This is a genomic window from Sinorhizobium chiapasense, assembly GCF_045277575.1.
Lineage (GTDB): Bacteria > Pseudomonadota > Alphaproteobacteria > Rhizobiales > Rhizobiaceae > Ensifer > Ensifer chiapasense_A.
Genome location: NZ_CP144205.1, coordinates 1,565,558 through 1,587,687, shown reverse-complemented (window position 1 = coordinate 1,587,687; position 22,130 = coordinate 1,565,558). Strand labels below are relative to the sequence as shown.

Here is a 22,130-nt window from a genome sequence, read left to right as displayed (position 1 = left end):
GCGCCCTTTTTTATGCCGCCTTTTCGCTTGCGGCCTTTTCGCTCCGGATGGTCTGGAGCGCCGCCTCGACCGAGGCGCGCATCAAAACCCGCGGCGGCCGGACGTCATGCTGGTAGAGCGTGCGGCGCACCTGTGACCTGGCGCCCGTGATGATGAATCGAACCCCCGTCCGCTCGGCTTTCCGCAGCGTTCCCTCGATGACGTTGGCGGCGGTCGAATCCATGAAAGGCACTTCCGAGCAATCGAGGACGAAATTGTGGCGCTGGTCGGCGATGCGGTCGAGGACGGTGCCGACGGTTGCGGCCGAGCCGAAGAAGAAGATGCCGGATATCCGATAGATCACCGTATCCGGATCGTCGGCGACAACGGGATGTTCCTCCTCGCTGTTCTCCAACTTGCCAGCCGCCAGCGGTTTGGTTTCGCCGATGGAGATGCTCTTTGCCATGCGATCGATGAAGAGAACCGCGCCGAGCGCGAAACCGATAACGATGCCTTCCGTCAGTTCGCGGAAGACGACGATGAGGAAGGTTGCAAGCAGCACGACCGCATCGCCGTAGGAGGAGCGCAGCAGCGCCATGAAGGCCGGCTTCTCGATCATGTTCCAGGCAACGATCGCGAGCACGCCGGCAAGCGAGGCGAGCGGGATGTAGCTCGCGAGCGGCGCCGCGAGGAGCATGAAGAGCAGCAGAAAGACGGAATGCAGCATGCCGGAGACCGGGCTGGTGGCGCCGGCCCGGACATTCGTCGCCGTTCGCGCGATCGTGCCGGTGACGCAGATGCCGCCGAAGAGCGCGGAACCGATATTCGCGATGCCCTGGGCGATCAACTCGACGCTGGAGCGATGCCGGCGCCCGGTCATGCCGTCGGCAACGACGGCCGACAACAGCGACTCGATCGCGCCGAGGAGAGCGAAGGAAACCGCATCCGGAAGGACGGCCGTGGCCTTTTCGAGCGAAAGCGGCGGCAGGGCGGGAAGCGGCAGGCCGCGCGGAATGCCGCCGAACCGCGTGCCAATCGTTTCTGCCGGGAGTTGCAGAAGGGCGACGAAGGCCGATGCCGCGGCCACAGCGATCAGCATGCCAGGCCAATGCGGTCTCAACCGACGCAGGCCGAGAATGATGCCGATGGTCAGGCCCGCCGTCAGCACCGCCGCCCCGTTGACCGTACCGGCGGCGTGGGCGAGCACCACGATCTTGTCGACGATCGGACCGGGCTCGGGGCCGCCCAGCGTCAGGCCGAAAAGGTCGCGCAACTGGCTGGCGAAGATGATGACGGCAATGCCGGCGGTGAAGCCGACGGTGACGGGGTAGGGTATGAACTTGATATATTGCCCGAGCCGGAGATAGCCTGCCGCAACCAGCATGATCCCGGACATGGCGGTCGCGAGCAACAGGCCGTCGAGACCGTGCCGGGCACCGGTTGCCGCGACGAGCACGATGAACGCCCCGGCCGGACCGCCGATCTGCACCCGACTGCCGCCGAGAAGCGAAACGAGGAAGCCGCCGACAATCGCGGTATAGAGTCCGCGGTCGGGCGTCACCCCCGAGGCGATCGCGATCGCCATGGAGAGCGGCAGTGCGACGATCGCGACGGTCAAACCAGCGAGCGCGTCTGCTTTCAAGCGGGTAAGGCCATATCCTTCCGCAAGAACGCTGACCGTTTTCGGAACAAGAGAATCGGGCATCGGACTCTCCAGAGGCACCGCATTGGCTGGAACGAACATGGCGGGCATGCTCAGCCTATCTGAGTCGCGATGCGGCACAAGCGGACGCGGCAGAGGTCCGCAGGATTTGTCAATTCGATCTGTGATTTGAAGGGTTTCGAGCGAAACGCGATGGTTTCGACGGGGAGCACGACATGGGTGACGATGCATGGGCAATTTACGAGGGGCGGCTCCACCGCGTCTCGGCCTATATTTATGCACATCTCGACGGCGACCTCGACCTCGATCGTCTCTCCGAGATCGCCTGCCTGTCGCCGCATCATTGGCACCGGAACTACCGGGCCGTTCACGGCGAGACGCTGGCGGCGACGGTGAAGCGGCTGCGGCTGCAGCGGGCCGCCGCCGACCTTGCCCAGTCCGATCTTCCCGTCGAAGCGGTCGCGCGACGCTCTGGCTACCCCAATCTCCAATCCTTCAATCGCACCTTCAAGGCGGCCTACGGGTTGCCGCCGGCGCGCTACCGCAAGGAGGGCAGCCATGTCGCCTTTGAAACCGCCTCAACGGAAGGAATTACGGATATGTATGAAGTCACCCTCAAGGACATTGACGCCCTCGACCTCGTCGGCGTCGCCCATAGCGGCTCCTATATGGAGATCGGCAAGGCGTTCGAGACGCTCTACGGAACCCTGTTTTCGCGCAGGCAGTTCCGGCCGGACATGGAAATGATCGGCATCTATCTCGACGATCCGGAGCTGGTGCCGACGGAGAAGCTGCGTTCCTTCGCCTGCGTCAGCGCTCGCACCCCGGTCCCGGTGGAGGCACCGCTGACGCCGCAGCACCTCGACGGCGGCCGCTACGCCGTGCTGCGCTACAAGGGTCCCTATGCGGATATGCCGAAGGCCTATCAATGGCTCTATGGCACCTGGCTGCCGCAATCGGGTCGCGAGATCCGCGACAGCCTGATGTTCGAGAAATATCTCAACAATCCCCGCGAAGTTCCGCCGACGGAACTGCTGAGCGAGATCTATCTGCCGTTGAAATGACAGGCGTCGGGTCGCCGCGTTGGAATTGACGAATCGGCGGCTCAGCGGCACCTTTGGTTCGGCGTGGCCTGCGCCGAACCTCCAAAGATCGTCCCCAGCACGGTCCTTTCAAGGGGGCAAAGGGACTTCAGTCTCGGGTCGCAAACCTCGGTCCCACCGTTTCGGGTCCGGTTGCTGGGGAACTTGCCCGAGACGTGAAAGGCCCAGCTATGACTGAAAACCGAAACTTCAAACGGCGCGTTCGCGCCCGCGCCGCCAAGACCGGCGAATCCTACACCGTTGCGCTCATGCATCTTCGCGACGCGAAGGCAACCGGGGCGCGGCCCCAATCAAAGTCGCTGCGCTTGGCCGTGGCGCAATCCGGCTATTTCGACGACCCTCGCGATGCGGCAGCACTTCGCCTTGCCGGGGAGAAAATCCGGCACCTGATGCGGGAGGCGCATCGGGCAGGAGCCCGCGTGGCGCATTTCCCGGAGGGGGCGACGTGTTTTCCAAACAAGCGCATTATGTCCGCCATCGGTCCCCGCGAAATAGGGCCATCCGATTGGCGCCGGTTCGATTGGACAGTTCTGCGCGAGGAGCTTGATGCCACGCGAACGCTGGCGCGGGAACTCGGCCTGTGGACAGTCCTCGGGTCTGTACACCCGCTCACCGAACCTCACCGCCCGCACAACAGCCTGTATGTCATCTCGGACAAGGGGACGGTCGCGACACGCTACGACGAGCGCATGCTGTCGAACACCAAGATCTCGTTCATGTACACGCCCGGATCGATCCCGCTGACATTCGAGGTCGACGGTGTCCGCTTCGGCTGCACGCTTGGTATCGAGTGCCACTTTCCGGAGCTTTTCATCGAATACGAGCGGCTGAATGTCGATTGCGTCCTGTTCTCGACCACCGGCGGCTCCTTGCCAATCGACCTGGCTTTTGCCGCTGAGGTGCAAGGGCATGCGTCGAGCAATCGCTATTGGGCGAGTTTTGCCGTTCTCGCACAACCGGGCCTCGCCGCTCCCTCGGGTATCGTTGCCCCCGACGGCCAATGGGCCGCGCGATGCGCCGGAGACAGGCCTTCGATTGTCGTGGCCGATATCGGCAACGATCCCGGCGATCCGGCCCGGCCATGGCGTCGACAGGCCCGGGACGGAATCTACGATCCGCATATCGTAGATGACGACCCGCGAAGCAACAGTCGTGACATGTTCTAACGACGGCCGCGCTCGGCTTTCGCGCAGACGAGCGTAGGCCGCAGAACGATGACCGGGCTCCGGAATTGCGATCAGCCAAAAAGAAACCCGGCTCGAGGCCGGGTTCCGTTACCTTCGAGTCTGGCGCCTTATCAGGCCGCCATGGCCTTCTTCAGGTTCTCGTCGATCTTGTCGAGGAAGCCGGTGGTCGAGAGCCACGGCTGATCGGGACCGATGAGGAGCGCCAGGTCCTTGGTCATGAAGCCGGCTTCGACGGTGTCGACGCAGACCTTCTCGAGCGTGTCGGCGAACTTGGCGAGCTCGGCATTGCCGTCGAGCTTGGCGCGGTGGGCGAGGCCACGGGTCCAGGCGAAGATCGAGGCGATCGAGTTGGTCGAGGTTTCCTCGCCCTTCTGGTGCTGGCGGTAGTGACGGGTAACCGTGCCGTGGGCGGCTTCGGCTTCGACCGTCTTGCCATCCGGCGTCATCAGAACCGAGGTCATCAGGCCGAGCGAGCCGAAGCCCTGGGCCACGATGTCCGACTGCACGTCGCCATCGTAGTTCTTGCACGCCCAGACGTAGCCGCCCGACCACTTCAGAGCCGAGGCAACCATGTCGTCGATCAGGCGGTGTTCGTACCACAGCTTCTCGGCCTTGAACTTCTCGGCAAATTCTTCGTCGAAGACCTTCTGGAAGATGTCCTTGAAGCGGCCGTCATAGACCTTGAGGATGGTGTTCTTGGTCGAGAGGTAGACCGGAACCTTGCGCTGCAGGCCGTAGTTGAAGGAAGCGCGGGCGAATTCGGTGATCGAATCGTCGAGGTTGTACATGCCCATGGCAACGCCGGCCGACGGAGCGTCGAAGACGTCGTATTCGATTTCCTTGCCGTCTTCACCAACGAACTTCATCGTCAGCTTGCCCTTGCCGGGGAACTTGAAATCGGTGGCGCGATACTGGTCGCCGAAGGCGTGACGGCCGACGATGATCGGCTTGGTCCAGCCGGGAACCAGGCGCGGAACGTTCTTGCAGATGATCGGCTCGCGGAAGATGACGCCGCCGAGGATGTTGCGGATCGTGCCGTTCGGCGACTTCCACATCTTCTTCAGCTTGAATTCTTCAACGCGGGCTTCATCCGGCGTGATCGTGGCGCACTTGACGCCGACGCCGTGTTTCTTGATCGCGTTGGCGGCGTCGACCGTCACCTGGTCTTCGGTGGCATCGCGGTTTTCGACGCTGAGGTCGTAATATTCCAGATCGATGTCGAGGTAGGGATGGATCAGCTTGTCCTTGATGAACTGCCAGATGATGCGGGTCATCTCATCGCCGTCGAGCTCGACGACCGGATTGGCGACCTTGATCTTTGCCATGAATATGCCTCGTAGCTTATGCGGGACAGCGGGAGCGATGTCCCTTCCTCTCTGAAAAATCCTGTGCCCTATAGCACTCAGAACCGGCAAGGCAAAGCATGCTTGGCTGAAACTTTGGATGGAGGCGACGGCTTCAGTCGACCGAGGGTTCGGCGACGCTTTCCGGGTCGGCCGAGGACACCATCGGCCTTGCAAAGATCGCTGCTGTCGTTATGCAGGAAGGAACGGCGAGGCGGCGCCCGTTTGAGGCGGACGCAGACAAGCAAAAGGCTTCCGATGGCATTTCGCTCCCGCGTGCGTGACTGGCTTCTTGCCAACGATCCCGCTTTCTCCCGCCTGCGGCAAGCCTCCCGCATCACCGCGACGATCGTCGTTTCCGTCCTGATCCTGATGGCGGTTCATTACCTGATCGCGCCACTGCCGCCGGCGGCCTATGGTCTTGCCGCATCGCTTTCCATAGAAGGCGGACTGGCGGTCCGCGACCGCACCGTGGCAGGCCAGCGCCTCACGCGCATCATCGCCGTCCTCGTCGGTGTTTCGATGGTCGGCCTGGCCTCGCTTCTGGAAGATCATCGCTACGTCTCGGACGTCGTCTTCCTGCTGATCATCTTTCTCGCCGTCTACGGCCGATCCTTCGGTCCCCGCGGATTTGCTGTCGGCATGTTCGCCTTCATGTCCTATTTCACCGGCGCCTACCTGCGGCCGACGGCCGACCAGTTGCCGGCGCTGTTCTTCGGGGCGGCCGTGTCCGCGACGGTGGCGCATCTCGTTCGCACTCGGCTGCTGCCGGATGACCGCTACCGTGACCTGCTGCGCGCTGCGGCGAGCGTACAGCGTCGTGTCGACCGCATGCTTCTCGAACTGGCGGAGATCGCACGCAAGCCGGTTCTTTCCGAGATCGATCGGCGTCGGCTGCACACGGCGGAAGAGCGGCTGAAGGAAGCCGTGCTGATGGCCGAGAGCTTCATTCCGACCGAGAACCGACGGCCGCAACCCGAGCCCGGAGTGGCGTCCGCCGATCTCGTCGTCAACCTTTTCGATCTGCATCTCGCGGCCGAAAGCGTCATCGTCCTAAGCTTCCAGTCGATGCCGCCGCCGGCGCTGGTGGAGGCGATGATCGCGCGCGACGGTGAGAGGATCGACGAGGAGATGGCCCGGCTTGGCGATGCCGCACCGCGCCGCCAAGAAACGGTGAAGGCGCTGCTCTGGCTTCGAAATGTCAGGCAGAGGCTCGCCCGCAGTCTGGCGGAGCTGACACCGGCCGATCTCGAAGAGCCGTCGGCGCAACAGGGCGGCACGGCAACCCGCTGGAAACCGTCGTTTGCCGACCCGGCGCTGAAAGCCGCGATCCAGATCACCCTTGCCTCCGGTATCGCCATGGTGTTCGGGCTGATGCTGTCGCGCGAGCGCTGGTTCTGGGCGGTGCTTGCGGCGTTTCTGGTCTTCACCAACACGCGCTCGCGCGGCGATACGGCGGTGAAGGCGCTGCAGCGCTCTGCCGGCACACTCTTCGGTATTGTGGTCGGCATCGTCGTCGGCACGCTGGTCGGCGGCAACATCTATCTGGTGCTGCCGCTGAGCGCGCTCTGCGTCTTTCTCGCCTTCTATTTCCTCGCGGTTTCCTATGCGACGATGACCTTCTTCATCTCCGTCGTGCTGTCGCTGCTCTACAGCCTCATGGGCGTGCTGACGCCGCATCTGCTGCAATTGCGTCTCGAGGAAACCATGATCGGCTCGATTGCCGGCGCGGCCGTCGCCTTCGTGGTTTTTCCGACCCGGACGCGCACGACGCTCGATGCGGCCGTTGCGACCTGGTGCGACGAGTTGACGGGTCTGCTGCAGGCGGCGAGGGACGGGGCCTCGGGCCTCGTGCTCATCACCCGCTCGCAGGCGCTCGACCGTGCCTATCGCGATCTGGCGGCGGCGGCAAAGCCGCTCGGGTTGCCCTGGCAACTCGTCACCCGCCCTGGCCATGTTCGCCAGGCACTGGCGATCTTCATGGCCTGTACTTATTGGGCGCGGGTGTTCGCGCGGCGCGTCGGCACGGATGCCGGACTGGAAGGCGCCGATTTCAAAGAGGACATCGAGGCCAATCTCGAACTCGTCCAGTCGGTTCGCGGCAAGGCTTCTGCCTATTTCTATGAAGTCGGCCGGATCGGCGCGCCGGTCGATCGTCACCTGCCGATATCGAGGGACGACGCCGAGCTTGGTCTGGAAATGATCGGGATCTCTCTCAACCGTCTTCATCTGTAGCTGCACGGCTCAAACCCAAGCCGGACTTTAATTTCGCCGACATTTGTGCAAGGGAAGCGCCGAACGAGAGGCAAAGGCTAAGGAAATGGCAGGCACGAACAGCGAGCGCGAACTTCTGGCGGAAGGACCGGCCATCATTCTCGCCTATCCGCAGCTCGGCGAAAACATCGGCATGGTCGCCCGCGCCATGGCGAATTTCGGCCTGGCGGAGCTTCGGCTCGTCAATCCACGCGACGGCTGGCCGAGCGAGAAGGCGCGTTCTGCCGCAAGCCGCGCCGACCATGTCATCGACAGCGCCAAGCTCTACGGTTCGGTCGAAGAGGCGATCGCCGATCTCAATTTCGTCTATGCGACGACGGCCCGCGACCGCGACGGCTACAAGCCGGTGCGTTCGCCGATCGTTGCGGCGCGAACGCTTCGTCAGCGCTTCCAGAGCGGGGAGAAGACGGGCATCCTGTTCGGGCGTGAGCGTACCGGGCTCACCAACGAGGAAGTGGCGCTTGCCGACGAGATCGTGACCTTTCCGGTCAACCCGGCCTTCGCATCGCTCAATCTCGCCCAGGCCGTGCTGCTGATGTCCTACGAGTGGCTGAAGACCGGCATGGAATCGGAGGACCAGACCTCGTTCCAGCCGATCGAGCAGCGGCCGGCCACCAAGGAACACCTTCAGGGGCTCTTCGAGCATGTCGAGGAGGCGCTCGATGCGCGCAACTATTTCCGCTCCGCCGACAAAAAGCCGAAATTGGTCGAGAACCTGCGCGCCGTTCTGACCAGACCATCCTTTACCGAATCGGAAATCCAGGTGCTGCGCGGCGTCATTTCTTCGCTCGACCGGTTCACGCGGGAAAACCCGCGCGGTTCCGGCGCTCCGAGTGAGCGCAGCAGGGGCGCACACAGCAGGAAAGCGCGAAACAACGGTGACAGCGAGTGAACTGAAACCCATCCTCGTCTTCGACAGCGGCATCGGCGGCTTGACCGTGCTGCGCGAGGCGAGGGTGCTGATGCCCGAGCGGCATTTCATCTATGTCGCCGACGACGCCGGATTTCCCTATGGCGGCTGGGAAGAGGCGGCGCTGAAGGAAAGGGTGATCGACCTCTTCGGCCGGCTGCTTGCCGAGCATGATCCGGAAATCTGCGTGATCGCCTGCAACACCGCCTTCACGCTGGTTGGCGCCGATCTGCGCGCAGCCTATCCGCAGATGACCTTCGTCGGCACGGTGCCTGCGATCAAGCCGGCGGCCGAGCGCACGCGCTCCGGGCTCGTTTCGGTCCTGGCGACGCCGGGTACCGTCAAGCGCGCCTATACGCGCGATCTCATCCAGTCCTTTGCCAGCCAGTGCCATGTGCGCCTCGTCGGCTCGGAGAACCTCGCCAAGATGGCGGAGGCCTATATTCGCGGCGAGAAGCTGGAAGACGAGACCGTGCTTGCCGAAATCGCCCCGTGTTTCGTCGAAATGGACGGCAAGAAGACCGATATCGTCGTGCTCGCCTGTACGCACTATCCCTTCATGGCGAACGTCTTCCGCCGGCTTGCACCCTGGCCGGTCGACTGGCTGGATCCGGCCGAAGCCATTGCCCGGCGGGCGCGGTCACTCGTGCCGCTGCCAAACGGCTTCGAACCGCTGAACGGGCAGGATCCGGCGATCTTCACCTCCGGCAAGCCGGATTTCGCGACGCGACGGCTGATGCAGGGCTTCGGCCTGACGGTGGCGTCAACTGTCGCTGCGCGTGAACAGGCAGAGACCAGCGAAGCAATCTGAACGCGCAGCGCTCTATAAGAAGATTGCCAGCGATATGCCGACCAGGACAGCCAAGGCACAAGCAAGCAGGAAGTTCGTGCGGTTTGTTCGCGCCGCTTCCTTTCTCGATGTGATGCGTTGTCCATCCTTGTAGGCCTTGCGCATGCGTTGATCGAGATTGTTCATCTCGAAATGCCGTTTCGTCTCGTTCTGGTGCATTGCTGCCTCTGGCAAACGATTGCGGTTCCAATCCATATGGGCATGCGCGCATACGAGAGAAAGAAGGTCGATGGCAGGTTTTCAACTTTATCTTGCGGCAAGTGGATAGTCGCATCGATCTTTGTAAGCGGTTTTCACGCCCGTATTCCCTGTGGGTTTTCTGCGGCGGCGGCACGATTTACGGCAAAAGCGTGCTAGGTGTCGCCCGTTTGGCGGTCTTCGCATGAGCGCGAATCAATCCAGAGCATTTCCAGAAAGAGTGCGCAGCGGTTTGCGCCCGGAGGTGCGGAAGAACAAAACAGGACGAGGTGGAAATGAAGGTCGGCATCGACATGGGAACGACGTCCGAAGGGACCTCGGCCTCGCTCGATATCGAGGAGCTTCTGGCCACCCGTCTTCTGGTGCAGGGCAATTCCGGTTCGGGCAAGTCGCACCTCTTGCGTCGGCTGCTGGAGCAATCGGCACCTTGGGTGCAACAGTGCATCATCGATCCCGAAGGCGATTTCGTCACGCTTGCCGACAAGTTCGGCCATGTGGTCGTCGAGGGCGAGCGGACCGATGCGGAACTGATCGGCATTGCCACCCGCATCCGCCAGCACCGCGTTTCCTGCGTGCTGTCGCTGGAAGGCCTCGATATCGAGCAGCAGATGCGCAATGCCGGCGTTTTCCTCAACGCCATGTTTGATGCGGATCGCGAGTATTGGTATCCGGTTCTCGTCGTCGTCGACGAGGCCCAGATGTTTGCGCCCTCGGTTGCCGGCGACGTCACCGAAGAGGTGCGCAAGATCTCGCTCGGCGCCATGACCAACCTCATGTGCCGCGGCCGTAAACGCGGGCTCGCCGGTGTGATCGCCACGCAGCGCCTGGCGAAGCTTGCCAAGAACGTGGCGGCGGAAGCCTCCAACTTCCTGATGGGCCGTACCTTCCTCGACATCGACATGCTGCGCGCGGCCGATCTGCTCGGCATGGACCGGCGTACGGCGGAAATGTTCCGCGACCTGAAGCGCGGCTCCTTCGTGGCACTCGGCCCGGCCCTGTCGCGCCGCCCGCTCAAGGTGACGATCGGTACGGTCGAGACGTCAGCCCGTTCGACGAGCCCGAAGCTCATGCCGCTGCCGGAGGCGCCGCAGGACGTCGAGGATTTGATCTTCACCCCGGATCCGGACGAGTTGACGCGGCCGATCATGCGCCGCACCGTCGCACCGCCGCGTCCGACAACCGACATCCTCGCCGAACTATCGCGTCCGCGACCGGAAGCGGCGACCCCGATCGAGCCGAAGCCGGCTCAGCCGGAAATGACTGCCGAAGAGAAGGAGAACCTGCTCGACAGCGTCTTTGCGGAAATTCTCGCCAATCCCGAGGCGGCGTTCCGGCCGGATGCTGAACTGTTCCAGGATTTCCTGGTGCGTTGCCGTATTCGCCGCCTGCCGTCCGGAGCAGCGCTTTCCCTCAGCGCCTTCCGCCGCAAGATGGCGGTCGCGCGTTCGGGTGTCGACGCGGAGACGGCAGCCACCGAGACCTGGGCACAGGCGCTGCAGCTTGCCGATCGTGTGACCGAGGATCTTCAGGCGGTGTTCCTGATGATGGCGCAGGCGGCCGTCCGCGGCCTGCCATGTCCTTCGGACGCGATGATTGCGCGCGCTTACGGCACCCATTCGGCGCGCCGCGCCCGCCGTCTGCTCGGCTATTTCGAGGAACACGGGCTGATCGTCATCCATGCGGATTTTTCCGGTAAACGGATCGTTGCCTTTCCGGATCTTGGCAGCGAAACCGCGCCGGGCGACGCGAACGGGCCCGATATGGCGAATACGACGGCCACGGCAGCCGAATAACCCCGCGCTGTCCCGTTCTTTGGGGCGTTGGCGCAACGCCGACGGCAAGCGCTAGAGCCAGCTTTGAATGACCCTGTCGGACGCATGGATGCAGGTCATCTGCAATCGGCTGGTGCCGGTATTGACGAAACGGTGCGGTGTCTCCGGATCGACGACGATGATGTCACCGGCCTTGCCCATGATCTTCTGCGCGCCGACGGTGAACTCCGCTTCGCCGGAGTGGACGATCCAGGTTTCCGGATAGGGATGCACGTGCAGGGCAGGCCCCTGGCCGGGCTCCGCATCCATCAGGAACAGCGAAATCGGGGTACCGTACTGCCCGCCCTCAAACAGGATCGTCCGGTTGGGGCTCTGCTTCTGCTCTGCACGCGGAATGACATGAAACATGCTGGCCTCCATCTCCGGCGGGTTGGCTTCCTGCTGCGGATGATTTATCTTCACAAGAAGATATTATTCGAAACTATCTTCTCGTCAAGATATATTGACGGGATGCCGGGGTGAGCGATGCAGAGCGGAAACGAGGCGAGGGATCATGTCGACCGGTTGCAGGCGCAGTGGGCGCGCGAATTGCCCGATCTCAACACCGAGCCGATGACGATCCTCGGCCGAGCCTACCGGCTCTCCAATCTGGTGCGTCCGTCGATCGAGGAGACCTTCGCCACCTTCGGCCTCGACCGCGGCGAGTTCGACGTGATCTCGACGCTGAGAAGATCCGGTCCGCCCTACCGGCTGACGCCGACCGATCTCTATACGTTTCTGATGATTTCCTCGGGTGGGCTCACGCATCGGCTCGACCGGCTGCAGAAGGCCGGGCTGATCGTGCGCGAGCGCTCGGCATCCGATGGCCGCAGCAGCGTCGTCGGACTGACCAAGAAGGGAATGGCGATTGCGGAGGCGGCGATTCGTGCGGATATGACCAGCGAAGCGCAGTATCTCGAAGGGCTGAGCAAGGAGGACCGCGCCACATTGGCTGAGCTCCTCAGGAAACTGCTCGTCTCGCTGGAGCGGGCAGACGCCGTTGATCCGGCTTGAACGGATGCCGATTGCCACGATTTCGTTTGACAAGAGGGGCCGGACCCACTAAAGCCGCCCCAACGCCGGGCAGAAATGTCCGGTGTTTCATTTGACATGTCCCGTGGCTTCTCCGTCAGCGTGATCGTGAGAAACCTGTCAGAACCCCAAAAATGGGTTCAGAGGAGGGCGTGTTTCCTTGATCCGGTTTGGAAACAGACCGGTGTAACTGTTTGAAAGGAAATGCGATGAGCAAGCGCGAATCGTCCAAGTACAAAATTGACCGCCGTATGGGCGAAAACATCTGGGGCCGTCCGAAGTCCCCGGTTAACCGCCGCGAATACGGCCCGGGCCAGCACGGCCAGCGCCGCAAGTCCAAGCTCTCGGACTTCGGTGTACAGCTGCGCGCCAAGCAGAAGCTGAAGGGCTACTACGGCGACATCCGCGAGAAGCAGTTCCGCGCGATCTTCGCTGAAGCTTCCCGCCGCAAGGGCGACACCCCGGAAAACCTGATCGGCCTGCTCGAGTCGCGCCTCGACGCGATCGTCTACCGCGCCAAGTTCGTTCCGACGGTCTTCGCTGCCCGTCAGTTCGTCAACCATGGCCACGTCAAGGTTAACGGCGTCCGCGTCAACATCGGTTCCTACCGTTGCAAGCCGGGCGACGTCATCGAAGTCAAGGAAAAGTCCAAGCAGCTCGTAACCGTTCTGGAATCGGTCTCGCTCGCTGAACGCGACGTTCCGGACTACATCGAAGTCGACCACAACAAGATGGTTGCGACCTACGTCCGCGTTCCGGTTCTCTCCGACGTTCCGTACCCGGTCGTCATGGAACCGCACCTGGTCGTCGAATTCTATTCGCGTTAATCCGGGGCTTACGCCTTGTGACGTTTCGAAAACCGCCCGGAAACGGGCGGTTTTTTTGTCGGCAGCGATTACCGTGACGCTGCCGTCCATGGCGCGATTTCATCCCTTCGACAGGCGATGAGTGAGAGGGAAGCCGATGCCCGAGCAGAACGCTCCGCAAGACCTGCAGGCGATCATCGACGACATCCATCAGGAGCTGAGCCCAAGGTTCGGCCAGGGCAAGGTTGCCGACTACATCCCGCAGCTCGCGCGCGTCGACCCCAGACATTTCGGCATGGCGATCGTAACGACCGATGGCAAAGTGCATCGGGTCGGCGATGCGGAAGTGCCGTTTTCGATCCAGAGCGTTTCGAAGGTCTTCACGCTGACGCTGGCACTCGGCAAGCACGGCGAGAACATCTGGCACCGTGTCGGCCGCGAGCCGTCCGGCTCGGCGTTCAACTCGATCGTCCAGCTCGAGCACGAGGGCGGAAAGCCGCGCAATCCCTTCATCAATGCCGGCGCCATTACCATCAGCGACCTGATCCTCGCCGGTCACACGCCACGGGAGCTGATCGGCGAGATCGTGCAGTTCATCCGCTACCTGGCCGACGACGACCAGATCGTCATCGACCACGAAGTGGCGCGTTCCGAGACGGCGACGGGCTACAGGAACTTCGCGCTTGCCAATTTCATGCGTTCCTATGGCCGGCTCGACCACCCGGTCGAGCATGTGCTCGGCGTCTATTTCCACCATTGCGCGCTTTCGATGACCTGCAGCCAGTTGGCCAAGGCCGGGCTGTTCCTGGCGGCCGGCGGCAGCAATCCGCTGACGGGCCACAATGTCGTCTCGCGCCAGCGGGCCCGACGCATCAATGCGCTGATGCTGACCTGCGGCCACTATGACGGCTCGGGCGACTTTGCCTATCGCGTCGGCCTGCCCGGAAAGAGCGGCGTTGGCGGCGGCATTCTGGCCGTCGCCCCCGGCAAGGCGTCGGTTGCCGTCTGGTCGCCGGGCCTCAATGAAAACGGCAATTCGCTGCTCGGCTCGCTGGCACTGGAAATGCTCGCGGCGCGCACCGGCTGGTCGGTGTTCGGGCCCTAGAGCCGGCTGCGTCACCGGGGATCAGTACCATCCGGCCGATTTCCCTTGATCTTGACGGCCGGAGCGGGCAAGTGCTGGCCCAAGATTTGCCGGGCGCCGGTTGCGCCCGCGCCTGCCGCACAGGATCCCCGCCATGGACCTTTCGCTCAACGCGTCGCAAGACCACGCAGAAACCGCTTTTGAGACCGAAATCGACGCCGGCACGCATCCGCTTTTCGGTCGCATGCCGTCCTCCGTCTCGTTCAACAAGCTGCGCAAACGGCTCCTTCGCCAGACCCGCCAGGCGCTCGACGATTTCGGCATGCTGAAGGGCGCGAAGCGCTGGCTGATCGGCCTTTCCGGTGGCAAGGACAGCTACAGCCTGCTGGCACTGTTGATGGACCTGCAATGGCGCGGGCTGCTGCCGGTGGAGCTTATCGCCTGCAATCTCGACCAGGGGCAGCCGAACTTCCCGAAGCACATCCTGCCGGAATATCTGGAATCGATCGGCGTCAAGCATCGCATCGAGTACCGCGACACCTATTCGATCGTGAAGGAGAAGGTGCCGACGGGGGCCACCTATTGCTCGCTCTGTTCGCGGCTGCGCCGCGGCAATCTCTACCGCATCGCCCGGGAGGAGGGATGCGACGCGCTGGTGCTCGGCCACCACCGCGAAGACATTCTCGAAACCTTCTTCATGAACCTCTTCCACGGAGGTCGGCTCGCCTCGATGCCGGCAAAGCTTCTCAACGACGAGGGCGACCTGATGGTGCTTCGGCCGCTTGCCTATGCGGCCGAGGACGATCTCGCCAAGTTTGCGACGGCCATGGAGTTCCCGATCATCCCCTGCGACCTCTGCGGCTCGCAGGACGGCCTCGAGCGCAACGCGATGAAGGCGATGCTCGCCGATATCGAGCGACGCATGCCCGGCCGCAAGGACACGATGCTGCGCGCGCTCGGCCATGTGAACCCGTCGCATCTGCTCGACCCCAAGCTGTTCGATTTCCTGTCCCTCGCTCCGGAGCCCAAAGAATGAGCCATTCCGTCGATATCGCCGGCCTTGCCAACCTCATGCAGGAGGCGGCAGTCAAAGAGATCCTGCCGCGGTTCCGCAATCTCGGGGCAGACGATGTCCGGATGAAGTCGGAAGCGATCGATCTCGTGACCGAAGGCGACGAGGCCGCCGAGCGGCTGATGAAGTCGCGCATCGAAGAGTTGGCGCCGGGCGCTCTGTTCGTCGGCGAGGAATCGGTCGCGGCCGATCCGGCGCTGCTCGACAAGCTCACCGGTGCCGATCTCGCCGTGGTCGTCGACCCGATCGACGGCACCTTCAACTTCGCCGCCGGCCTGCCGCTCTTTGGCGTGATGGCAAGCGTCGTCTCCAAGGGTGAGACGGTCGCCGGCATCATCTACGATCCGCTCGGCAACGACTGGGTGATCGCCGAGAAAGGTTCGGGCGCCTGGATGTGCCGCCCGGACGGATCGCAGGAGCGTCTCTCGGTCACGGCCGGCGTGCCGCTCGAAGCCATGGTCGGGGTTGCATCCACAGGCTTCTACAAGCAGGAAGCCCGGCGCGAGGTCATGGCCAATATGGCGAAGGTCCGCATGGCCACCAGCTACCGCTGCGCCGCCCATGAGTACCGCATCTTCGCCGCCGGTCACATCCACTTCCTGATGTATCAGAAGCTGATGCCCTGGGATCACCTGGCGGGAACGTTGATCTCGCAGGAGGCCGGTGCCTATGCCGCCCGCTTTGACGGTTCTCCCTACCTGCCGGCGCATCTCAATGGCGGACTACTGCTCGCGACCGACAAGGAAAGCTGGGAGATACTTCGCCGCGAGGTCTTCACGGTCTGATTTCGAAGAGGCCGATGCTGACTCAAAAGGCCCGCCCGGGATCGCTCCGGGCGGGCCTTTTCATGTCATGCGGCAACTGAAAGCTACAGCGACCTTTGCGCGTCTCAAGAGACGCGGCGCTGCATTTACATGTGGCCGCCACCGTGATCCATGGCGACGTCCTTGTCGCCGGGATGGGTGAAGAGCTTGCCCTTCTCTGCCCAGAGCGTCGCCATGATCGTCAGGATGCCGAAGAGGGCGAAACCGCCGAGGAGCGGCTGCAGCGTGCCGTTGAAGAGCTGGCCGACGGCGCCGCCGATCAAAGCCCCGCCCGTGGTGGAGACGAAGCCGGTGATCGCCGTTGCCGTGCCGGCGAGGTGGCCCATCGGTTCCAGGCTGATCGCGGTGAAGTTCGTCGCGATCACCGCAAAGAACATCAAGAGCACCGAGAACATCAGGTAGCTGACGACGAAAGCCGGCGTGCCGGAGAGCGACATCACGAAGCCTGCGACCGAGATCAGCGTGAACAGGATCATGGCGACGTGCGAGATGCGGCGCATGCCGAAGCTGCGGACGAAGAAGCCGTTGGCGAAGTTCGCGACCGCAATACCACCCGCCGTGCCGGCGAAGGCGATCGGCAGCCAGTCACCGAGGCCGTAGACCTCGCCGAAGATTTGCTGAACCGTAACGATGTAGGCGCAGATGACCGCGGTGAAGAGCGTCATGCCGATCATGTAGCCGCAAGTGATGCGGTTGGTGAGAACGGTCTTGAAACCCGAAGCGACGGCGCCGACGGAGAGCGGCATGCGCTCTTCGCGGGGCAGGGACTCCTTCATGCGGGACAAGGCCCAGACGAACAGGACCGCGCCGATGACGCCGATCAGGATGAAGATCCAGTGCCAGTTGGCATAGAAGATCACGAGTTGGCCGATCGAGGGCGCGACGATCGGCACGATCATGAAGACGATCATGACATAGGACATGACGCGCGCCATCTCGCGGCCGCCGAAGCAGTCGCGCACGATCGCCATCGTGGTGATGCGGATTGCGGCAGCACCAATGCCCTGGATGAAGCGCAGGATTAGCAGCGTCTCGAAGCTTTCGGTGAGGGCAGCCGCAAACATCGACACGGTGAAGAAGGCGAGGCCGCCGAGCAGCACCTTGCGGCGGCCGAAGGCATCGGAAAGACTGCCGAAGAAGATCTGCGAAATGCCGAAGCCGAGGAAGAAGACACCGATCACCAACTGGCTGTCATTGGTGCTGGCGACGTTCAAGGACTGGCCGATGGCCGGCAGCGCCGGCAGCATGCTGTCGATGGCGATCGCAACACTCGCCGTCATGACGGCGATGGTGATGATGAATTCGAAGAGGCCCATGTTGAGGCGCTCTGCCCCGGAAACTCCGTCGATATGTTCGGATTGATTGGTGATGGTGGACATTGGGAAACCCGTAAATTCAATCTTGGAAAAGACTGGCCGGCTCGACTGCATGTTTCCTGGAACCGTCCCAGACGAGGAAAAAACATGCAGCATTTCAAAGCGCTACAGCGATCTTTTCGAGTCCGATGGGACGCGCCTCGCTGTAGAGATCAGCCGGCCGGCTGATGGTGTGGTTTGAAGAGCTTGCCGCCTTCGGCGATGAAGACGAAAACGAGACCGATTACGGCGACGGTGAAGTAGCCGGTTGCAAGAGGTGTCGCGGTTCCATCGAATAACTGGCCGATGAAAGCGCCGATCACGCTTCCTCCGATCGTCTGCATGAAACCGAGTACCGAGGAGGCCGTGCCGGCAACGTGGCCGAGCGGCTCCATGGCCATGGCGTTGAAGTTCGGCGCGATCAGCCCGAACTGGAACATCGTGGCACAGTAGAGGACCACGAAGACCGGGAAGGGCAGCGGCGCATAGAGCGAGGCCGACATCCAGACGAAACTCGCCAGCGTAAAGCCGATGAGCGCCGCATGGGACAGCGGTCGCATGCCGAAGCGGCGGACGAGGCGGGAATTGGTGAAGGAAGCGACCGCCATCATACTGGCAAATGCCGCGAAGACAAGCGGAAACCACACGCCGAGGTCGTAGACGCCGACGAGCACCTGCTGGGCCGAATTGATGAAGCCGAAAAGCGCGCCGAGAATGACGGAGGTCGCAAGCGTATAGAGCAGCGACAGCCGGTTCGTCAGCACGATGCGGAATCCGCTGAGGATGACCGAGGGCGTAAAATCGCGGCGATGGGCCGGATCGAGCGTCTCGCCGAGCTTTGAGGAGACGATCGCAATGTTCATCACGGCATAGAGCGCGACGACCACGAAGATCATGTGCCACTCGGCAAGGCTGATGATGAGCTGGCCGATCGAGGGGGCGATGACCGGCACGATCATGAAGACCATCATGACCAGCGACATCACCTCTGCCATCTGCCGGCCGCCATAGACGTCACGGACGATCGAGATGGTGATGACGCGCGTGGCCGCAGCACCGGCGCCCTGTACGAAGCGCAGCGCCAGCAGGAGGCCGAAGCTCGGCACGATTGCGATCGCCATTGCGCAAACGGCGTAGAGAATGAGGCCGGCGAGAAGCGACGGCTTGCGCCCGAAGCGGTCCGAAAGGGGGCCGAAGAACAGCTGCGCCACGCCCATGCCGAGCAGATAGGCGGTGATGATGTATTGCCGCTCATTTTCAGAGGCGACGCCGAGGCTGGCGCCGATCTCCTGCAGGCCGGGCAACATGATGTCGATCGAGATCGCGTTGGTCGCCATCAGCATGGCCATCAGCGCGATGAACTGAGATTTGCTGAGGCCTGGCAGGGCGTCGTCGTTGGTCGTGCTTGTCATTTTCAGTCCTAACGGCGCACGGGGGCGCAAGCGGAACAGGTAGGTCCGGAGCAGATCCGGAAAAGAAGGATGCCGGTTGGCGTCATGCCGACTGGCTTTGAAATCTTGAGCGGGGGCAGCCGGGGCGATTTGAAACCGCACGGACCGGGCCGGCATGAAGCATGGGAAGCGTCGAGCGGCAGGGACAGGGTTTTCCGGCCGCCAAAGGGCGAGGCGAGAACCTCTGCAGGCAGCTTATGCCGAACGATCGCAACCGATTCATGACAGGCCGGAGATCCGGCCCTTCGCTCCACATTCGAACGCTGGAATGCGTTCATGAAGGAAGCACGCTCTGAACGTATCTTGGCGGCACCTGCGCGAACCGCGCGCGCAAGGCCTTCAGAAGGACAACGAAAATTAGGTAATCCGGAAGTACGGCCGGAATCAAAAAAGGCGGTTGCCCGCCTTCTCCGATAGATCGGGACGAGGCGTCCTTAGATCAGGCGACGGCGCCCTTGACGGCAATGCCCTGTGCCTCGAGGTGCGACTGCAGCTCGCCGGCCTGGAACATTTCACGCACGATGTCGCAACCGCCGACGAATTCGCCCTTGACGTAGAGCTGCGGGATCGTCGGCCAGTTGGAGTAATCCTTGATGCCCTGGCGCAGGTCCGCATCGGCGAGCACGTTGATGCCCTTGTAGTCGACGCCGATGTAATCGAGAATCTGGACCACCTGACCGGAGAAGCCACACTGCGGGAACTGCGGCGTACCCTTCATGAAGAGTACCACATCGTTCGTCTTGACTTCGTTGTCGATGAATTCGTGAATTCCGCTCATCTTGTCTTCCTTCCTGCGCCGGCTTCAAGGGCCGGGATATCGATTGGGTCTTAGATAGCATGCATATCGGTGATTTTCACCACCCAATCGCAACAAATATTGATGGGCCTCAAGATGTGGTTTTATTACCACTGCCGCGCCGCGCGTCCTATCAGACGCGCAAAGGTCGCTGTACCACTTTGATGTGCTGCATGTTTTTGTCCTTAAATCGGCTAGGAATTAAGGACACATGCAGTTGTCAGGCCGTGCGGCGCCGGGTCTTGCTGCGCGCCGCAGCCGTTCGACGACGGCTGACCTGCTTCTTGGCCGGTTTGCGGATGGCCGCCTCGAGGATATCCGCGAGAATGCCGCCGCCGGCGGACGAGGTTGTCCGTGCCCGGCGCTTTGTCCGCTTGGTCGAACTTCGCTTGACGCCGGTCTTCTTGAGGATTTCCTTCAGCGCGCTGTCAACGACACCGCTGACAAGTTCCTTGATCAGATCAGCCATGCCGGCTCACTCCGGCGCGCTCGTCTGCAGGGCAAGGGCATGCAGAACACCCCCCATGTTGCCCTTGAGCGCGTTGTAGACCATCTGGTGCTGCTGCACGCGGGTCTTGCCACGAAACGCTTCGGCCACGACTTCGGCGGCATAGTGGTCGCCGTCACCGGCCAGATCGCGGATCGTGACCTTGGCACCGGGAATCCCGGCCTTGATCATGTCTTCGATGTCGCCTGGTGTCATGGGCATGATACGCCAACTCCTTGTTTTTCTGCAGTGCCGGCCGCGTCGCCCGCACCGCTCCATACTATCAGGGAACCACGATTCAGGGGCGAAACGCAAATGCTGAATCAGGTGAGCAACAACGAGGTGTCGACGGCAATCGACGTTCTGCAAATCTGCAGAGGGTCGCTGCGACAAAGCTGATAGCAGCGAAATGCAGGTTCCTCTCTAATGCGCGACGGGGCGGCAAGACGAGGCGAAAAGCCGTTGCCGCCCCCCGTTTCAATGGCGCCCGTGCCGATGTGCCGGGCCCGGCAGGGAGGTCACATGCCACGAGATCAGGCGAACAGGGCGACGGTCGAAGCCTATGTGCAGGCGATGAATGCGGGGAATATCGAGGCGTTGCGCCCGCTCTTTACCGCCGACGCGGAGATCCAGGGGGTGGTGGGCGTCGGTGCCTTCGATTTTGCGGCACGCGTCTGGCGCGACCTTCATCATGGGCTGAACATGAGGCTGGACGTCCTGTCCATGGTCGCCGACGGCGACACCGTCGTGGTTCGCCTGCGCGAAAGCGGCAAATGGACCGGCCCGTTTCTGGACTTCAAGCAACCGACCGGCCACTCCTACGAGCTGCTGGCGATCGAATGGTTCGAGCTCAGCGACGGCAAGATCGCACGGCGTTGGGGCGCGCGGGACGGCGGCTCGCAGGCGCGGCAACTGGGCTTTCCAGGCTCGGCGAGCCACTGTCCGGCCGCAAAGGAAGATAGGCCAGAAACCGCCTAGGCCCCTGGACCGGGGCGGCCCTCGAACCGGTGGCGGACGGCTTCGAAGCGAGCCGTCACCGCTTCGCGAAACAGTCGCACGTGCGGGCTCTCACGCAGGCTTTCGTGATAGAGGAGCCAGATATCCGAACGGGCCTCGAGCTCGGGAATGGGACAGCGCAGCAAGTCGTCATCCGCGGAAGCAGCCCAGCACGGAAGCGGGCCAACGGCGACACCGGAGCGGACCGCAGCGATCAGATTGGGCACGGAATTGCAGTGGATTCCGATCGGGGCATCGGGTGCCGCTTTCCGCAAGGCGACGAGAGGCCCCAATCCGGCGAGGCCGCCGGTGCCGCCGACGATCTCATGTCGGCCGAGGTCGGCGATGGTGTCGGGCAAGCCGTGGCGCGCGGCGTAGGATTTGGCGCAATGAAGCGCCCACACACTGGTCGCAAGCCGGCGCCGCACGATGCCCGGCTCTTCCGGGCAGGAGCCGACGCGCAGCGCGACATCCACTTCACCGCGCGAAAGATCGAGCCGGCGATCATCGGCAATCAGTTCAATGGACAATGATGGCTGCTGGCTGCGCAGTTCGGAGACCAGCGGCGCCACCACGTCGATCGCAAGAATCTCCGTCGTGGTCACACGCACGGTTCCGGCGATCGCCCGGCTCCACCCGCGTACCGTGTCGGCCAGCGTGCTCGCGCCTTGCTCGACCTGTTCGGCGAGCGCGACGGTCGCTTCCCCGCGCTCCGTGAGGCGATAGCCGTTCGGGAGACGCACGAAGAGGGCAAGGCCGAGACCGCGTTCGAGGGCATCGATCCGGCGAGCGACGGTCGTCTGATTGACCCTGAGGCTACGTGCGGCGGCAAGCGTGGAGCCGGTGCGCGCCACGGCGAGAAAATATTTCAGGTCGTTCCAATCGAACATGGCGCGTCCGGAAAATCAC

General features: G+C 62.7%; 22 protein-coding genes. 12 read left to right on the top strand and 10 right to left on the bottom strand.

Annotated features, from left to right (window positions below; translation table 11 throughout):
• Window positions 1-10: 10 nt before the first annotated feature.
• Entirely contained in the window at window positions 11-1,684 is a 1,674-nt protein-coding gene (locus tag QM996_RS07720; RefSeq protein ID WP_500269928.1) for a SulP family inorganic anion transporter, read from the bottom strand.
• A 173-nt stretch (window positions 1,685-1,857) separates the two neighbouring features.
• On the opposite strand from QM996_RS07720, the gene QM996_RS07715 reads away from it, so the two are divergent.
• On the top strand, window positions 1,858-2,706 hold the full coding sequence (locus tag QM996_RS07715; protein ID WP_500269927.1) for an AraC family transcriptional regulator: 849 nt from the start codon (window positions 1,858-1,860) through the stop codon (window positions 2,704-2,706).
• A gap of 209 nt (window positions 2,707-2,915) precedes the next feature.
• Window positions 2,916-3,911, top strand: a complete 996-nt coding sequence (locus QM996_RS07710; RefSeq protein WP_500269926.1) for a carbon-nitrogen hydrolase family protein — start codon at window positions 2,916-2,918, stop codon at window positions 3,909-3,911.
• A 131-nt stretch (window positions 3,912-4,042) separates the two neighbouring features.
• On the opposite strand, the gene QM996_RS07705 is transcribed toward QM996_RS07710, so the two are convergent.
• Window positions 4,043-5,257 (bottom strand): NADP-dependent isocitrate dehydrogenase, encoded by a 1,215-nt coding sequence (locus QM996_RS07705; protein WP_429815515.1) that lies wholly within the window; start codon window positions 5,255-5,257, stop codon window positions 4,043-4,045.
• Window positions 5,258-5,533: 276 nt separating this feature from the next.
• On the opposite strand from QM996_RS07705, the gene QM996_RS07700 reads away from it, so the two are divergent.
• The 3 genes from QM996_RS07700 (at window position 5,534) to murI (ending at window position 9,270) form a co-directional block, all read left to right on the top strand.
• Window positions 5,534-7,510 carry an FUSC family protein gene (locus QM996_RS07700; protein WP_500269925.1) on the top strand — a complete coding sequence of 659 codons (1,977 nt, stop codon included), beginning with the start codon at window positions 5,534-5,536 and terminating at the stop codon, window positions 7,508-7,510.
• Window positions 7,511-7,595: 85 nt separating this feature from the next.
• Window positions 7,596-8,441, top strand: a complete 846-nt coding sequence (locus tag QM996_RS07695; protein ID WP_500269924.1) for an RNA methyltransferase — start codon at window positions 7,596-7,598, stop codon at window positions 8,439-8,441.
• Complete coding sequence (gene murI / locus QM996_RS07690) at window positions 8,428-9,270, top strand: glutamate racemase (RefSeq protein WP_500269923.1); 843 nt, start codon at window positions 8,428-8,430, stop codon at window positions 9,268-9,270. Before QM996_RS07695 ends, murI begins: the two co-directional genes overlap by 14 nt.
• Window positions 9,271-9,282: 12 nt before the next feature.
• Here murI and QM996_RS07685 read toward each other — a convergent pair whose 3' ends face one another.
• Entirely contained in the window at window positions 9,283-9,504 is a 222-nt protein-coding gene (locus QM996_RS07685; protein ID WP_500269922.1) for a hypothetical protein, read from the bottom strand.
• A 278-nt stretch (window positions 9,505-9,782) separates the two neighbouring features.
• Between QM996_RS07685 and QM996_RS07680 the strand changes: the two genes are divergently transcribed.
• A complete protein-coding gene (locus tag QM996_RS07680) occupies window positions 9,783-11,300 on the top strand; it encodes an ATP-binding protein (RefSeq protein WP_500269921.1) in 1,518 nt (505 codons plus the stop codon).
• Between the two features lie 51 nt (window positions 11,301-11,351).
• Here QM996_RS07680 and QM996_RS07675 read toward each other — a convergent pair whose 3' ends face one another.
• Window positions 11,352-11,687, bottom strand: coding sequence for a cupin domain-containing protein (locus tag QM996_RS07675; RefSeq protein ID WP_500269920.1), 336 nt, complete (start codon window positions 11,685-11,687; stop codon window positions 11,352-11,354).
• Window positions 11,688-11,804: 117 nt separating this feature from the next.
• On the opposite strand from QM996_RS07675, the gene QM996_RS07670 reads away from it, so the two are divergent.
• From QM996_RS07670 to QM996_RS07650, 5 genes are all read left to right on the top strand, one after another.
• Window positions 11,805-12,332 (top strand): MarR family winged helix-turn-helix transcriptional regulator, encoded by a 528-nt coding sequence (locus tag QM996_RS07670; RefSeq protein WP_500269919.1) that lies wholly within the window; start codon window positions 11,805-11,807, stop codon window positions 12,330-12,332.
• A 227-nt stretch (window positions 12,333-12,559) separates the two neighbouring features.
• Complete coding sequence (gene rpsD, locus QM996_RS07665; RefSeq protein ID WP_500269918.1) at window positions 12,560-13,177, top strand: 30S ribosomal protein S4; 618 nt, start codon at window positions 12,560-12,562, stop codon at window positions 13,175-13,177.
• 136 nt (window positions 13,178-13,313) lie between these two features.
• Entirely contained in the window at window positions 13,314-14,261 is a 948-nt protein-coding gene (locus tag QM996_RS07660; protein ID WP_500269917.1) for a glutaminase, read from the top strand.
• Window positions 14,262-14,394: 133 nt separating this feature from the next.
• Entirely contained in the window at window positions 14,395-15,276 is an 882-nt protein-coding gene (gene ttcA, locus QM996_RS07655; protein WP_500269916.1) for a tRNA 2-thiocytidine(32) synthetase TtcA, read from the top strand.
• Window positions 15,273-16,097, top strand: a complete 825-nt coding sequence (locus QM996_RS07650) for an inositol monophosphatase family protein (RefSeq protein WP_500269915.1) — start codon at window positions 15,273-15,275, stop codon at window positions 16,095-16,097. The genes ttcA and QM996_RS07650 overlap by 4 nt, the downstream gene beginning before the upstream one ends.
• Window positions 16,098-16,222: 125 nt before the next feature.
• Here the strand turns inward: QM996_RS07650 and QM996_RS07645 are convergent, their stop codons facing one another.
• The 5 genes from QM996_RS07645 to QM996_RS07625 all read right to left on the bottom strand — a co-directional run bounded on the left by QM996_RS07645 (window position 16,223) and on the right by QM996_RS07625 (window position 20,447).
• Window positions 16,223-17,515, bottom strand: a complete 1,293-nt coding sequence (locus QM996_RS07645; protein ID WP_500269914.1) for a multidrug effflux MFS transporter — start codon at window positions 17,513-17,515, stop codon at window positions 16,223-16,225.
• A gap of 149 nt (window positions 17,516-17,664) precedes the next feature.
• A complete protein-coding gene (locus tag QM996_RS07640; protein WP_500269913.1) occupies window positions 17,665-18,903 on the bottom strand; it encodes a multidrug effflux MFS transporter in 1,239 nt (412 codons plus the stop codon).
• Between the two features lie 478 nt (window positions 18,904-19,381).
• Window positions 19,382-19,720 carry a Grx4 family monothiol glutaredoxin gene (gene grxD, locus QM996_RS07635; RefSeq protein WP_173516619.1) on the bottom strand — a complete coding sequence of 113 codons (339 nt, stop codon included), beginning with the start codon at window positions 19,718-19,720 and terminating at the stop codon, window positions 19,382-19,384.
• 238 nt (window positions 19,721-19,958) lie between these two features.
• Entirely contained in the window at window positions 19,959-20,207 is a 249-nt protein-coding gene (locus QM996_RS07630) for a hypothetical protein (protein ID WP_500269912.1), read from the bottom strand.
• A gap of 6 nt (window positions 20,208-20,213) precedes the next feature.
• Window positions 20,214-20,447 carry a BolA family protein gene (locus tag QM996_RS07625; protein ID WP_057248940.1) on the bottom strand — a complete coding sequence of 78 codons (234 nt, stop codon included), beginning with the start codon at window positions 20,445-20,447 and terminating at the stop codon, window positions 20,214-20,216.
• Window positions 20,448-20,747: 300 nt separating this feature from the next.
• On the opposite strand from QM996_RS07625, the gene QM996_RS07620 reads away from it, so the two are divergent.
• Window positions 20,748-21,203, top strand: a complete 456-nt coding sequence (locus QM996_RS07620) for an ester cyclase (protein ID WP_500269911.1) — start codon at window positions 20,748-20,750, stop codon at window positions 21,201-21,203.
• On the opposite strand, the gene QM996_RS07615 is transcribed toward QM996_RS07620, so the two are convergent.
• Window positions 21,200-22,111 carry a LysR family transcriptional regulator gene (locus tag QM996_RS07615; RefSeq protein WP_500269910.1) on the bottom strand — a complete coding sequence of 304 codons (912 nt, stop codon included), beginning with the start codon at window positions 22,109-22,111 and terminating at the stop codon, window positions 21,200-21,202. The genes QM996_RS07620 and QM996_RS07615 overlap by 4 nt on opposite strands.
• Between the last annotated feature and the right edge of the window lie 19 nt (window positions 22,112-22,130).

Bases quoted from the DNA above. Each gene is read 5' to 3' on its own strand.
- QM996_RS07720 (WP_500269928.1), bottom strand. From the start codon at position 1,684: ATGCCCGATTCTCTTGTTCCGAAAACGGTCAGCGTTCTTGCGGAAGGA.
- QM996_RS07715 (WP_500269927.1), top strand. From the start codon at position 1,858: ATGGGTGACGATGCATGGGCAATTTACGAGGGGCGGCTCCACCGCGTC.
- QM996_RS07710 (WP_500269926.1), top strand. From the start codon at position 2,916: ATGACTGAAAACCGAAACTTCAAACGGCGCGTTCGCGCCCGCGCCGCC.
- QM996_RS07705 (WP_429815515.1), bottom strand. From the start codon at position 5,257: ATGGCAAAGATCAAGGTCGCCAATCCGGTCGTCGAGCTCGACGGCGAT.
- QM996_RS07700 (WP_500269925.1), top strand. From the start codon at position 5,534: ATGGCATTTCGCTCCCGCGTGCGTGACTGGCTTCTTGCCAACGATCCC.
- QM996_RS07695 (WP_500269924.1), top strand. From the start codon at position 7,596: ATGGCAGGCACGAACAGCGAGCGCGAACTTCTGGCGGAAGGACCGGCC.
- QM996_RS07685 (WP_500269922.1), bottom strand. From the start codon at position 9,504: ATGGATTGGAACCGCAATCGTTTGCCAGAGGCAGCAATGCACCAGAAC.
- QM996_RS07680 (WP_500269921.1), top strand. From the start codon at position 9,783: ATGAAGGTCGGCATCGACATGGGAACGACGTCCGAAGGGACCTCGGCC.
- QM996_RS07675 (WP_500269920.1), bottom strand. From the start codon at position 11,687: ATGTTTCATGTCATTCCGCGTGCAGAGCAGAAGCAGAGCCCCAACCGG.
- QM996_RS07670 (WP_500269919.1), top strand. From the start codon at position 11,805: ATGCAGAGCGGAAACGAGGCGAGGGATCATGTCGACCGGTTGCAGGCG.
- rpsD (WP_500269918.1), top strand. From the start codon at position 12,560: ATGAGCAAGCGCGAATCGTCCAAGTACAAAATTGACCGCCGTATGGGC.
- QM996_RS07660 (WP_500269917.1), top strand. From the start codon at position 13,314: ATGCCCGAGCAGAACGCTCCGCAAGACCTGCAGGCGATCATCGACGAC.
- ttcA (WP_500269916.1), top strand. From the start codon at position 14,395: ATGGACCTTTCGCTCAACGCGTCGCAAGACCACGCAGAAACCGCTTTT.
- QM996_RS07650 (WP_500269915.1), top strand. From the start codon at position 15,273: ATGAGCCATTCCGTCGATATCGCCGGCCTTGCCAACCTCATGCAGGAG.
- QM996_RS07645 (WP_500269914.1), bottom strand. From the start codon at position 17,515: ATGTCCACCATCACCAATCAATCCGAACATATCGACGGAGTTTCCGGG.
- QM996_RS07640 (WP_500269913.1), bottom strand. From the start codon at position 18,903: ATGACAAGCACGACCAACGACGACGCCCTGCCAGGCCTCAGCAAATCT.
- grxD (WP_173516619.1), bottom strand. From the start codon at position 19,720: ATGAGCGGAATTCACGAATTCATCGACAACGAAGTCAAGACGAACGAT.
- QM996_RS07630 (WP_500269912.1), bottom strand. From the start codon at position 20,207: ATGGCTGATCTGATCAAGGAACTTGTCAGCGGTGTCGTTGACAGCGCG.
- QM996_RS07625 (WP_057248940.1), bottom strand. From the start codon at position 20,447: ATGCCCATGACACCAGGCGACATCGAAGACATGATCAAGGCCGGGATT.
- QM996_RS07620 (WP_500269911.1), top strand. From the start codon at position 20,748: ATGCCACGAGATCAGGCGAACAGGGCGACGGTCGAAGCCTATGTGCAG.
- QM996_RS07615 (WP_500269910.1), bottom strand. From the start codon at position 22,111: ATGTTCGATTGGAACGACCTGAAATATTTTCTCGCCGTGGCGCGCACC.